The following is a 12,115-nucleotide window of genomic DNA, read 5'->3' as shown; positions in this document are numbered from 1 at the left end:
GGGAGGCCTTGCTAGCGTCGTTTTGCGCCCCAACATGGTGTTTTGATGACTCTTGCGGTGCCTGTTCGCCGCAGCCGCACGATCGGTTGGCTGTTTCTGGCTTTGGCGGTGGGCGCGGTTGCCGCCGCGGCGAACTTCGTCGGGTACGACGGCGCCGATGACCGTTCCTACGCCCTGGCGGCCGAGGCGTGGCTCAGCCATTTCCCCGCCGTCGGCGCCGACCATTGGGCGACCCGCCACACTGTCGTCCTGCCGGTGGCTGCATCGCTGGCGCTGTTCGGCCGCTCGCTGTTCGCCTTAGCGCTGCCGAGCCTCGCATTTTTCGCCGGCCTATTGATCGTGAATTTCATCTACGCCCGCCGCCATCTCGGCGAGCGCCCCGCCGCGATCCTGGTGCTGCTGCTGGCGGTGACGCCCGCGTTCGTCGTGCAGGCAACCTACATCAACAACGACATCGTCGAAGTCTTCTTCGCCTCGCTGGCGTTCTGGCTGTTCCTGTCGGGGCGCGAAACCCGGCGGCGCGGCGAACTGTTGTTCTCAGGCGTCGCAGCGGGCCTGGCGTTTCTCACCCGCGAGACCAGCGCGGTGCTGGTGGCGTTCTTCGCCGTGTGCGCGCTGTTTGACCGCCGCCGCGATTATCTTTTTATCGCGCTCGGTTTCGTGTTGCCGCTGGCGGCGGAGATGGCCTTCTTCGGCGTCATGACTGGCGATCTTCTTTATCGCTACCGGCTCGATGCCGGCCACGATACGGTCAGCCGCGTTGCCGAATTCCATCACACGACAAAGACCGGCGCGGCGCTCGACCGGCAGGGCAATCTCTCCGTCAGTGTCTGGGCCGATCCGCTGTTGCTGCTGTTCGCGAGCCAGAAGTTCGCCGCGCTGTTCTGGCTGGCGGTTCCCGCTGCGGTGTGGGCGTGGCGCGCGAAGGCCTTGCGCCATGGCGATGTCGTGCGCCGCGTCGGCGGTCTCGCGCTCCTGTGGATCGCTTTCGTGTCGCTGGCGTTCCCGATCCTCTATCTAGTGCCGCGCTATTACACCGTGCCGGCGTGGGCGGGCGTGGTGGTGCTGGCGGCTGCCGCGTATCATTTTGCCGGCCGTCATCGTGCTGCCGTCATCGCGGGCCTGATACTGCTTCTCGTCGGCAATGCGGCCTCGCTTTATCTCGAAAACACCACGCCGCGCTTTGCCGAGATGGCGCTGGTGCGTTGGCTGTCGGATCACCCCGGCGAGCGCGTCAGCGTCGATCCCGACATGGCGCGGCGCTCCGATCTGTTGCTGCGCTATGGCGGCGACACGGGGCGGGTAGAGGCGGGACTGCCGCGCGTCGGCGAATTGTTCGTCTACAGCCCGCGCAATCTCGAGCTTTGCCGGTCGACCGGCGGCTGCAAGGACAAAGCATACGATCCGGCCGCGGGCTGGCAGGAAATTGGTGCTGTCAGCGGAAAACCGCGTGTGCTCGGCGGGATGTTACGCAGCGCCGGCGTCAGGCTGCCGCCCCAGATCATGGACAAGATCGAGCGCCCGGCGCCGGGGATCGTGATTTATCGCATCCGCTGACGGCGCCGCCGCGCCGGGGTATACTCGCCGCAAGGTTGGGGATGACCATGAGCAAATGGGGCTGGGCAGTACTGGCGATCGCCGTGTTGGGCATCGTCGTGGCGATGGCGAGCTATCAACCATACGCGTCGGAGCCGTATCCCGCTCAACCGCAGTCCTCCGTGCATCAGCCGCAATCGCAACCGGCACGGCGCTTTCATCCGTTCTATCAGCGCCACCGCGATAGCGTCGCGCGCATCTCCGATTATTCGCAACGTGCCCGCACCAGCCGCATCATTGCCGTGCTGTGTTTTCTCGCCTTCGCTTTGCTCACGTTGCCGCGCAATGCCCGCGATGTCCGCGCCTTCTACTATCAACTGGTGACGACCAATCCGCTTCCCGCCGCGGCGGGCGAGGACGAGGAGAACAACCGCCGCGCCCGCCAGGTGCTGTTCTTCTATCTGTTGTTCCTGCTCTATCAGGTGGTGCAGTTCCCGCTCACCTGGGGCCGCGACAACGCCGTGCAGTTCTATTCCGATCTCGCGTTCCAGACGGCGCTGCTGATCGGCGTTCTGCTGACCTTTTACCGCCTCAAGCGCGGCGTCGCCGAACACTTCGAAGGCGATCCCGAGGCACGCGATCGCATGCAGGGCTGGACCGGCGAGCGGCTCGAGGGTCTCACAGTGCGCTGGCGCGACCTGTCGCGGCTGGCGGTGGTGATGTTCGTCGGCGCCTTCACGCCGCCGCTGCTCGCCAATTTGACGAACTGGCTCGACGTCGTGGCGTCGTATTGATCAGAGGATTTCAGGGCGGAACATTGCTTCATGGCGACGCCAGCATTGTTCAGTCCGATGTCTGAACGTAATGGTATCCGCCGTCCTTCAAATAGAACTGTTGCGCGCCAGCTTCGATCGTTTCCACAACTAGCGAGTCGTGTGGAATATGTATCTTGTGTTTCCGGTCATCCCATTCCCAGGTGATGCCCGGAGCGGCGCGCCAGATCACGGAATAACGCCCAACGAAGTTATCGTAAAGCGTATGGGAGGCGACGCCGGCCCGCACGACGACTATGCGCTCCGTTCCGGTTGCGCCCTTGCGGATCAGCGCGAGACCGACAAATTTGTTGCCGCTGCCGTCCAGATCCACTTCCGCCAAGCCAGGACAGCTGCCCTTGCGATATTGCCGCCAGAGGCTTTGGTCGTCGGCATCGAGATCGGCGAGACGCAGGATGTTCCAGCCCGGATGGGCATTGAGATAGGCGCGCGCAGCGGCGGGCACCTTGGCGCAAGGATCGGCCCCCAGGGCTGGCGTGACGGCCAATACTAACACGGCGAGCCCCGGGATAACGCGACGAATCAAAGCCACGGCCTATTTCGCCAATGTCAGCATTGTGGAAGACACCCAGCCCTTGTTGCCCATTTCGTCGGTGACTTCCCACCACGAGCCGGATTTATTGCCGGTCGGATAGACCATGGCGCCCGCACTCAGCGTGCGGACGACTTTGGCCTTGGTAGACGCCTCACCGCGCAAGTTGCAGCTCTTGACGACGGTGGCGGCCTGGGTGGCGTTGGCCGCCGACGCGTTGGCGGGCAGCTGGATGCCGAGCGTGCCGATCATCTTCTCATAGGCGTCGAGATAGGCCAGCATCACCACCTGACCGACATCGGTGTTCTGGTAGCTGCCGAGTCCGGCGCCGCCGAAGCCCGAGCTGCCGGCCACCAGGGCGCCGCCGCCGATGCTCCAATCGACGTGCTCGCCGTGACCTTCCGCCATCGCTTTCTGTTCCGACGAGCGCACGTCGGTGAGCGTCAAGACCACGTCGGCGGTCTTGCCGGTGATGTTGATCTTGCTGATCAGGGCGCCGGCGGTACCGCCGATCAGTCCGCCCGCGATGGCCGTCAGCGCCGAGCCGCTCGAATTGGCGTTCTTCGAGACGATGTCGGGCACCAGCACGTAATCGGCGGCCTTGACCTGTCCCTTTCCGATGTTCGATCCGGCCTTGAGCGTGCCGCCTGAGGCAAGCTCGCGTTCGCGCTGGGCGACATCGAAGCCGGAGCCGCGGTCGACCAGCTTGAAGCAGCCCGATTTCATGACATAGACCTTGATCACCGCTTCCGGCGACGGCAGGCCGAGCGGCGTCCACCAGTCCTTCTGCGGCTCGTAGATGGCGACGGTGCCGTGCGGCTTATCGCAATGGGGCATCTGCGCCTGACGGCGCTGGTTCTGCGCTTGCGCCGAAGCGCCGCCGGAATCGATCACCGAATTGGCATCGTGGACGGTCTGCGCACAGCCGGAAAGAGCGAAAGCGGCGACCACGGCGGCCGCACACGAGAAAATCGAGTGAGACATTTGTTGCCCCTGATGGCGCCCGCCGCAACTGCGGAACGCCTTCCCTTACCCATAGGACAACTTTAGAGAGAAAATACGGTTAAGGCAACTGATAGTGTACCGCAGTCGTTCCAATCCAAGCAGTGTCTGTCGGAACTACTCGGGATTCTGCTCCGCTTGGTCGGCCGCGCGCAGCTCCGCCATGCCGGCGCGCTTGTCGCGCAGCGCGCTTTTCATCGCCCGCTGCAGGCGGTCGAAGGCGCGCACTTCGATCTGGCGCACGCGCTCGCGGGAAATGCCGAACTTGCGGCTTAGTTCTTCGAGCGTCGCCGGTTCGTCCTGCAGGCGGCGGGCGGCGATGATGTCGCGCTCGCGTTCGGGCAGTTCGCCCAGGGCCGCCGCGAGCAATTCCTTGCGCTCGTCGACCTCCTGGGTCTCGGCCATGCGGGTTTCCTGGTCGAGGCCTTCGTCGGGCAGCCAGTCCTGCCATTCGCTTTCGCCATCGGAGCGCAGCGGCGCATTGAGCGAGGAATCGGGCGCCGAGAGGCGGCGGTTCATGTTGATGAGTTCTTGCGGCGAAACGCCAAGCTGGTCGGTGAGTGTCGCCAAATGTTCGGGCGTCAGATCGCCTTCTTCGATGGCATTGATCTTCGACTTGGCCTTCCGCAGATTGAAGAACAGCTTCTTCTGATCGGTGGTGGTGCCGATTTTCACCAGACTCCACGAACGCAGGATGAATTCCTGGATCGAGGCGCGAATCCACCACATCGCGTAGGTCGCCAGGCGGAAGCCGCGTTCGGGTTCGAAGCGCTTGACCGCCTGCATCAGGCCGACATTGCCTTCGGCGATGATTTCCGACGTGGGAAGGCCGTAGCCGCGATAGCCCATCGCGATCTTGGCAACGAGGCGCAAGTGCGAAGTGACGAGTTTGTGGGCGGCTTGTGGGTCTTCATGCTCTTTCCAGCGCTTGGCGAGCATGTATTCCTCTTCCGGCGCCAGAAGTGGAAACTTCCGGATTTCCGAAAGGTAGCGAGAAAGGCCGCTTTCCCCCGCAAGGGCTGGAAGCGCGCGACTGCTCATGGTCCCCGTTCCTTGGCCGCCTGTTAGGCCGGCCTTCTAAGCTGCCGCCAACCCGGCCGGCAAGCATACTGTAAGCACTTGGAGAGCCCGGATAAAGTTACCGCCGTCTCCGCCCAACGTTAATGCAACCGTACTCCCAAGCAGGAGTCGAGTCTCATGTAGGGACGACTTTGGCTTTTTCAAGCGCCGCCATACGCCGGTGCTGTTTGTCCGGTGAGGACAAGCGCCAGGTAGTTGGCCAGCAGTTCCGGTTCCTCGATCGAGCCATGATGGTGTATCTGGCGCCAGCGGCCGCCGCGCCAGCCGAAAATGCGGGTTGCGCGGATGCGAAATTCGAGCACGTCGGCCTGGGTCCTGAGAAGCCCTCGTTCGAGCCCGTAGGCGAAGAATGCGGTGTCGCTGAAGCGGTCGATGCGATAGTCGTGGAAGGTCATCAGCACGCCGGCGGGGCTCGCCAGCAGCGTTTGCTCATAGAGTTCGCGGATTTCGGTCCAGCCGTACCGGACGCCGCCAAGTTCGTGATAAAGCACGGCTTCGTCGCCGGCCCAGTTCTGCTCCATCAGCGCGAGATCGCGGCTGTTGAAGGCGCGATAGAATTCGGCCAGCGCCCCTTCGGGTTGGCGGGGATCAACGCGTTCTTCGTCGCCGGTGATCACTTTTACCATCGATGTCCCTTTCCCCCGGCCTCATTCAGAGGCTGCGCAGTGCTTCTATCAATTCCGCCATGTCGGGTGGGTAAACGGATTCAAAACGGATGGTCTTGTGCAAGGAGGGATGCTGGAAGCCGATCACGCGCGCGTGCAGGGCTTGCCTGGGAAAATCACTGACGAGCTGGAGGGCTTCGGCCTGCTGCGGCGTTTTCGCCCGCGGCGCCTGCCGGGCCCGGCCATAGGTCTGATCGCCGATCAGCGGATGGCCGAGGTGGGTGAGGTGGACGCGGATCTGGTGGGTGCGCCCGGTCTCCAGGCGGCATTCCACCAGCGAGGCGATCGGGCGGGCCGGCTCGCCGAAACGTTCCACGACGCGATAGCGCGTCACCGCCTCCTTGCCGCCCTGGCGCATCACGCCCATGCGCTTGCGATCGAAGGGATTGCGCCCGATCTGGGTTTCGATCCGCCCTTCGCCAAGGCGCGGCGAGCCCCACACCACGGCGTGATAGGCGCGCTCGATGGTGTGATTGGCGAACTGCTTGGCGAGGCTCGCCATGGCGCGTTCGTTCTTGGCCGCCACCAACAGGCCGGTGGTGTCCTTGTCGAGACGATGGACGATGCCGGGCCGGATTTCGCCGCCGACGCCTTTCAGCGACGCGCCGCAATGGGCGATCAAGGCGTTGACCAGGGTCCCGTCCGGATTGCCGGCAGCGGGATGCACAACCAGCCCGGCCGGCTTGTCGATCACGATGACGTCGTCGTCCTCGTAAACGACCGTCAGCGGGATGTCCTGGCCGAGCGGCTCGGCGGGGGCGGCTTCAGGGACATTGACTTTGTACTGCTCGCCCGGTTTGACCCTGTGGTTGGGGTCTTTTATCGTTAAGTCCCCGGCGCTGGTCGCGCCGCACAGCGCAACGCGGCCTTCATCGATCAATTGACGCAAACGGGAGCGGCTCATGTCGGATACGACACCCGCGAGGAAGCGATCCAGGCGCTCGCCTGCCGCCTCTGCCGCCACTTCGACGGTCCGAACGCCCGCACCCGTGGAGGATAGTGTGCCTGAACTTTTCAACTCACCGAGCACTGAATCACCAACCGTTGCCAAATCGGATCAAACCTATCGCCTCGCCAGGGCAACCGCCATCGGTCTCGGCGTGGCAATCGTGGTGGCGATCCTCGTCATCATCTACGGCATTTCCGCCGGTTGGGGCCACCATGCGGCGCCGCCGGCACCGGCTGCCAAGAAGCCGATGTCGATGACGCTGGCGCCCGGCTATCGCATCCTGTCGAGCGACACCCAGCCGGGGCGGCTCATCCTGCATGTGCGCTCGGCTACCGACGACGAAATCTGGGTGCTCGACACCGACGACGGCTCGATCGTCGCCCGCATCCACGGCGAAGCCCCGAAGTGATGTCGGCCTTTCCTCCCCCGCAGGGCGAAGGAAACGCATATGCGCTGACACACTCGGTGTCATCGCCCGCAAATGCGGGCGACCCAGGTCGTGTGGCGAGATTTTTGCCTTGGAGACTTCGACCTTTTCTGAGGCGATTGCGCTCGCGTGACCTGGATGGCCCGCAGTTGCGGGCCATGACACCTTTCACATGCGAGGGGGCGAAGGGGGCTCGTTGCTGATCCTCCCGCCGCCGCTTCGTGATGCGCTCTACGCCGCCGCCCGCGCCGGCTATCCGCGCGAAGTCTGCGGCCTGCTGGAAGGGGTCCGCGATGGCGCCGATGTCACCGTCACGGCGCTGCATCCTGCCGCCAATCTGTCGCAGGCCGACGACGCCTTCGCGATTGATCCGGCGGCCCAGTTCGCGTTGCAGCGGGCCTTGCGCGGCACGGGGCGGGCGGTGGTTGGCTGCTATCACTCCCATCCGGGCGGGCAGGCCGAGCCCAGCCCCCGCGACCGCGCCAACGGCTGTCCTGACGGCTTCGTCTGGGTTATCATTGCCACCGGTGTCAACGACGCGATTGCGGCGTTCGAGGGCGCCGCGTTGCAACCGCTAACCATCCGGAATTGACCATGAAGCTGCGTGTCCTGTTGCTCGGTCTCGTCCTCGTCGGGACGACCGCCGGCGCCGCCGTGATCGGCCACAACGTTCCCGCCGAAGCGATCAGCGTGAAGCGCATCGCCACGCTCCCGGCGTCCGAACGCGACGCCTGGACGGCCTATCTCCAGCGCTCCGAGGCGCAACGTAAGGCCGACAAGGCGGCACTCGCGGCCGAACGCAAGGGCGTCGCGCATGTGCCGCCGCCGCCAGCCGAGCACGCTCATGACGCCTCGATGCCGCTCGACCAGGATGCCGCCTGGTATGGCGGTCCCGAGGCGCGCCATGTCGCCGACAACATCGTTTCGTTCCAGACACCGGCCGGCGGCTGGGGCAAGAACCACGACCGCAGCGGTCCGCTGCGCCTCAAAGGGCAGGCCTATGTGCCCGACAATATCTCAGCCTTCCTCGCCAAGGCCGATTACGACATCCCGCGCGAGAAGGATTGGAACTACGTCGGCACCTTCGACAACAACGCCACCACCACCGAGCTGTTTTTCCTCGCCCGCGTGATCAAGGCACTGCCGGACGGCGAGGATGCGCCCTATCGCGCCGCCTTCGTGAAGGGCTTGCGCTATCTCTTCGCCGCGCAGATGCCGAACGGCGGCTGGCCGCAGGTGTGGCCGCTGGAAGGGGGCTATCACGACGCCATCACCTACAACGACGATGCCGTGACGCTCGCCGCCACCGTGATGACCGACGTCGCCACCAACAAGGACGACGAATTCTCCTTTGTGCCGGGCGAACTGCGCGCCGCGGCGGCGGCTTCGGCCAAGCGGGCGCTGGCGATCATCCTGCAAACGCAGGTGAAGAATGCCGCCGGCACGCTGACGATCTGGGGCCAGCAGCACGACGCGCTCACCCTGAAGCCGTGCTCGGCGCGCAATTTCGAGCCGCCGCTGCTCGCCTCCGACGAAAGTGCCGCGCTGCTGGTCTATTTGATGAGCCTTCCCGATCCCGCGCCCGAGCTGCAGCGGGCGATCCATGGCGGCATCGCCTTCCTCAAGAGCGCGGCGGTGGCCGATCACGCGATGACGCCCAAATCGGATCCCGACGGCCGCCGCCTGGTGGCCAAGCCCGGCGCCGCGCTGCTGTGGCCCCGGTTCATCGATCCCGACAGCGCCAAGGGCGTGTTCGCCGACCGCGACAAGACCCTGCACGATGACATGAACGATTTGTCGCTGGAACGCCGCAACGGCTACAATTTCTACGTCACCAGCCCGGCCAAGGCGCTGAAGGCCTATCAAACCTGGGCCAAAGCCCACCCGGCGGGGTAGGCGCACGTCCGGCGAGGGGGTGCGATTTCGCTCCAGGGCCCGCTTGAACCGGAGCCCGCCCCCCCGTATAAGCCTCCCCCTCCGCTTCGCTCCCATCGTCTAGCGGTTAGGACGCGGCCCTCTCAAGGCTGAAACACCGGTTCGAGTCCGGTTGGGAGCGCCAATCTTTTCAAGAGGTTGGAACCAAGAACGGTCTTTCAGTCCAATAATTCTCCAATACATGGTGGTTATCTTCAGTAGACAGGCGAAGTCGCCTGTGCAGCAACACGGCCCATATTTCTGATACAATCCAATTGGGATAGCTCGGTGACTGCGGGAGGGAGCGATGTCAAAGCCGGAATCCGAGAAAGCGATTCGGTCGCTTTGCACCACCTGGTACGGCACTCTCACTGCCGAAGAGGATAAATCGGACCCAAGCTACTCAGCATTCAAACAATGGGCCTTTGACAACAATCACAGCGATCTCTGGAAATTTAGGTCCAGGATGCCCGTCGATGATGTCGTTGAAATGTGGTTCGACCAGAAATTGAAGCAGACTTGGCGTAATTAACTGGAAATACGGGAAATAGGGGACATAATACTTAATTATAGAATCCCTCACCCGATCGCCGCTATGCAGTGACCCAAGCCGTCGCGTTGGGGCCGCGCGTGATCGCGTTTGGCGCAACTGCACCCGCCTCCGCCGCAATGTCCGGGCGAATGTTCATGTCGGGAACAGGAAATTGCTTGCCGTCAGTATGCCTTGGAAATTCTGCAGGGTGATCGACGTTGCCACACCGAACGCCGAAAGGTTGATCACCGTATCCGAGCCGATCTGCTGGATATAGCTGCTGAGCTGAGAGAACTGGGTCAGGCCGGCGATGCCGTCGAGCTCGATCTGGTCGCCATCGGTGAGGCTGAAGTCGGTGATGGTTGCGCTTCCCGCGGACGGCGAGAAGACGAACTGATCGAAACCGCTGCCGCCGCTCATAATGTCGGTGCCGCTGCCGGCGACAAGGCGGTCGTTGCCGCCGCCGCCCGACAAAATGTCGTTGCCGCTGCCGGCGATCAACAGATCGTTGGCGTTGGAGCCGATCACCGTCGTCACGCCGGGTGCGATGGCGTTGGCGGTGCCGCCCGGCGTGCCGGCGACGATCGGCTGCTGCGCCAGGATGGCGTTGTAGAAATTCTGCGCGACATCGGCGTATCCCGTCGGGGTTGGGTGGGCGGCGTCGGCGATCTCGCTGAGCGGAATGTTCGACATGTCGACCAGGCTGACATTGGCGCCGGCGGCAGCCATGGCGGCAACGGTTGCGGCGATCGCCTGATTGACGACGGCCACCATCTGGGAATCGTCGGGCTGGCCCGGCGGTCGCGTGCCCTGGCCAACCGCCTGATTGATCGGCGTCAAGGTCGCGACGTAAATGTGGGTGCCGGGGCTCAAGGTGCTGACATCCTCGATCATCTCTCTGATGCTGTCGGCGACGTGCGACGCCGGCGTCATTTCCTGGAAGATGTCGTTGGTACCGGCGAACAAGAGCACGGCGTCGGGGTGATAGGTCGCCAGCATGTTGGGCAGCAGCGCCGCGATCTGATCGGAGCGCCAGCCCGGATAGCCGGCGTGGCTTTGCGACGGCAGCAGCGCATCGCCCGACGTGTTCGGGCCGACGAAATTGACAAGGCTCGACTGGCCGGCGAAATCCCACCACAGCGGGCCGCGATAGCCGTCCTCGGTGTTGGTCTGGCCCTGCGCATAGTCGACGGCGGTCCAGCCATAAGTGATGGAATCGCCCAGCGGCAACACGCTGGTGACGTGCGACCACTGATCGGTCGCGAGATTGACGGTGACGCCTTGCGTGCCGCCGGCGAAGGTCAGCGTGTCGGGCGCAATCGAGCTTGGGTCGGCGCCGGTGACCGACACAACGAGGTCGGCGGTCGGAACCGGCGTCGTCGGCGTGCTGGTGAACTGGATGTCGCGATGACCCGCAGTCGGCACATAGGTCTGCGCCGTCGCTCCCGGATTGAGCTGCGCGCCCCACAATTCGACGGTGCCGGTGGCGCTCTGGTCGCCGCCATGCAGGATCGCGACGATGCTGTTGGTATTGGCATCGCCATTGAAGGTGACGCTGACGCGCTGCCAGGTGCTGTTGGCGACGACGGTTTGCTGCGCCACCGTGTTGGTGCCGGCGCCGTAATATTGAATGGTGAGATTGCCGTCGCCGCTCGCCAGCTTGACCCAGACGCTGAAGGTGTATTGGCCCCCGACATTGGTCTGGAAGGCGAGGCCGCGGCTGGCGCCGGCCAGGGTGATGGCATCGGCCGTGGCGGCGCCGCCGGTGGGGCCGCTGTCGACGTTGGTGGCGATTGTCGGCGCCGTGCCGCCGTTGGAGAACGGCACCCAGGTCGGATCGTCGAAGCCTTCCGATTGCAGGATCAGGTTCTGCGCGCTGATGACGGGAACACTTTGGGTGTAATTGGTGCCGTCGCCGATGCTGTATTGGAAGGTGTCGGTGACGGTCTGGCCGGGGGCGACGAGGTTCGCGGCCGTTGGGTTGACGACATAGCTGTAGCTGCCGTCGGCATGCAGCACCAGTGAGCCATAGGTTCCGGCGATGGTCGCGCCGATATTGGCAGCTTGGCCGTTGACCGTCGCCACGCTCAGCGGCAGGCCGGCGGGATCGCTGTCGTTGCTTAAGACGTTGCCGGTCGTTGGCGTCGTGGCGGCAACAGTCGTTAGTGCGCTGTCGCCAGCCGCGACCGGCGGGGCGCCGCTGCTGACGGCTGGTTCGGTGACATTCACCGTCAGGGTCGAACCGACCGTCACCGGCACGGTGGTTGCCACCGTGGTCGAAACCGGCGCGCCGGTGGTTGGCACATAGGTCTGTGGCGTTGCACCGGTATTGAGTTGCGCGCCCCACAATTCGAAGGTGCCGGTGGCGGTCTGGCCGGTCGCGTGCATGATGGCGACATTGCTGTTGGCGTTGCCGTCGGCGGTGAAGGTGACGCTGACGCGCTGCCAGGTGCCGTTGGCGACGACGGTCTGCTGGATCTCCTTATCGGTCGAACCGCTGTAGTACTGGACGGTCAGATTGCCGGCGCCGCTGACCAGCTTGACCCAGACGCTGAAGGTATACTGGCCGGCGACGTTGGTCTGGAAATAGACCCCGCGATTGGCGCCCGTCAGCGCGATCCGGTCGGCCGATTTGGCGGTGCCGG

General features: G+C 64.2%; 11 protein-coding genes and 1 tRNA gene. 6 read left to right on the top strand and 6 right to left on the bottom strand.

Going from position 1 to position 12,115, the window contains the following annotated elements; genetic code table 11:
* Positions 1-45 precede the first annotated feature (45 nt).
* Both AC1P6P_RS18935 and AC1P6P_RS18930 read left to right on the top strand, forming a co-directional pair.
* Positions 46-1,557 carry a glycosyltransferase family 39 protein gene (locus tag AC1P6P_RS18935; protein ID WP_481404004.1) on the top strand — a complete coding sequence of 504 codons (1,512 nt, stop codon included), beginning with the start codon at positions 46-48 and terminating at the stop codon, positions 1,555-1,557.
* A 47-nt stretch (positions 1,558-1,604) separates the two neighbouring features.
* On the top strand, positions 1,605-2,330 hold the full coding sequence (locus AC1P6P_RS18930) for a hypothetical protein (RefSeq protein WP_481404003.1): 726 nt from the start codon (positions 1,605-1,607) through the stop codon (positions 2,328-2,330).
* A gap of 49 nt (positions 2,331-2,379) precedes the next feature.
* On the opposite strand, the gene AC1P6P_RS18925 is transcribed toward AC1P6P_RS18930, so the two are convergent.
* From AC1P6P_RS18925 to AC1P6P_RS18905, 5 genes are all read right to left on the bottom strand, one after another.
* Positions 2,380-2,901 carry a hypothetical protein gene (locus AC1P6P_RS18925; protein ID WP_481404002.1) on the bottom strand — a complete coding sequence of 174 codons (522 nt, stop codon included), beginning with the start codon at positions 2,899-2,901 and terminating at the stop codon, positions 2,380-2,382.
* Between the two features lie 3 nt (positions 2,902-2,904).
* Complete coding sequence (locus AC1P6P_RS18920) at positions 2,905-3,885, bottom strand: CsgG/HfaB family protein (RefSeq protein WP_481404001.1); 981 nt, start codon at positions 3,883-3,885, stop codon at positions 2,905-2,907.
* 135 nt (positions 3,886-4,020) lie between these two features.
* Entirely contained in the window at positions 4,021-4,944 is a 924-nt protein-coding gene (rpoH, locus tag AC1P6P_RS18915; protein ID WP_481404000.1) for an RNA polymerase sigma factor RpoH, read from the bottom strand.
* A 179-nt stretch (positions 4,945-5,123) separates the two neighbouring features.
* Entirely contained in the window at positions 5,124-5,609 is a 486-nt protein-coding gene (locus tag AC1P6P_RS18910) for a YybH family protein (RefSeq protein WP_481403999.1), read from the bottom strand.
* A gap of 25 nt (positions 5,610-5,634) precedes the next feature.
* A complete protein-coding gene (locus tag AC1P6P_RS18905; protein ID WP_481403998.1) occupies positions 5,635-6,612 on the bottom strand; it encodes an RluA family pseudouridine synthase in 978 nt (325 codons plus the stop codon).
* Between the two features lie 37 nt (positions 6,613-6,649).
* Here AC1P6P_RS18905 and AC1P6P_RS18900 point away from each other — a divergent pair, with 37 nt between their 5' ends.
* The 4 genes from AC1P6P_RS18900 to AC1P6P_RS18885 all read left to right on the top strand — a co-directional run bounded on the left by AC1P6P_RS18900 (position 6,650) and on the right by AC1P6P_RS18885 (position 9,083).
* On the top strand, positions 6,650-7,006 hold the full coding sequence (locus AC1P6P_RS18900; RefSeq protein WP_481403997.1) for a hypothetical protein: 357 nt from the start codon (positions 6,650-6,652) through the stop codon (positions 7,004-7,006).
* 214 nt (positions 7,007-7,220) lie between these two features.
* Positions 7,221-7,616, top strand: coding sequence for a M67 family metallopeptidase (locus AC1P6P_RS18895; protein WP_481403996.1), 396 nt, complete (start codon positions 7,221-7,223; stop codon positions 7,614-7,616).
* A gap of 2 nt (positions 7,617-7,618) precedes the next feature.
* Positions 7,619-8,920 (top strand): pectate lyase, encoded by a 1,302-nt coding sequence (gene pelA, locus AC1P6P_RS18890; RefSeq protein WP_481403995.1) that lies wholly within the window; start codon positions 7,619-7,621, stop codon positions 8,918-8,920.
* A gap of 88 nt (positions 8,921-9,008) precedes the next feature.
* Positions 9,009-9,083: transfer RNA gene (locus tag AC1P6P_RS18885), tRNA-Glu, on the top strand.
* A 540-nt stretch (positions 9,084-9,623) separates the two neighbouring features.
* Here the strand turns inward: AC1P6P_RS18885 and AC1P6P_RS18880 are convergent.
* On the bottom strand, positions 9,624-12,115 hold a 2,492-nt coding region (locus tag AC1P6P_RS18880), incomplete at its 5' end, for a phage head spike fiber domain-containing protein (RefSeq protein ID WP_481403994.1).

The organism is Rhizomicrobium sp., from assembly GCF_056722145.1.
Note: the sequence above shows the minus strand (reverse complement) of the source record. Positions and strands in the feature narration are given on the sequence as shown.

Bases quoted from the DNA above. Each gene is read 5' to 3' on its own strand.
- rpoH (WP_481404000.1), bottom strand. From the start codon at position 4,944: ATGAGCAGTCGCGCGCTTCCAGCCCTTGCGGGGGAAAGCGGCCTTTCT.
- AC1P6P_RS18910 (WP_481403999.1), bottom strand. From the start codon at position 5,609: ATGGTAAAAGTGATCACCGGCGACGAAGAACGCGTTGATCCCCGCCAA.
- AC1P6P_RS18935 (WP_481404004.1), top strand. From the start codon at position 46: ATGACTCTTGCGGTGCCTGTTCGCCGCAGCCGCACGATCGGTTGGCTG.
- pelA (WP_481403995.1), top strand. From the start codon at position 7,619: ATGAAGCTGCGTGTCCTGTTGCTCGGTCTCGTCCTCGTCGGGACGACC.
- AC1P6P_RS18920 (WP_481404001.1), bottom strand. From the start codon at position 3,885: ATGTCTCACTCGATTTTCTCGTGTGCGGCCGCCGTGGTCGCCGCTTTC.
- AC1P6P_RS18930 (WP_481404003.1), top strand. From the start codon at position 1,605: ATGAGCAAATGGGGCTGGGCAGTACTGGCGATCGCCGTGTTGGGCATC.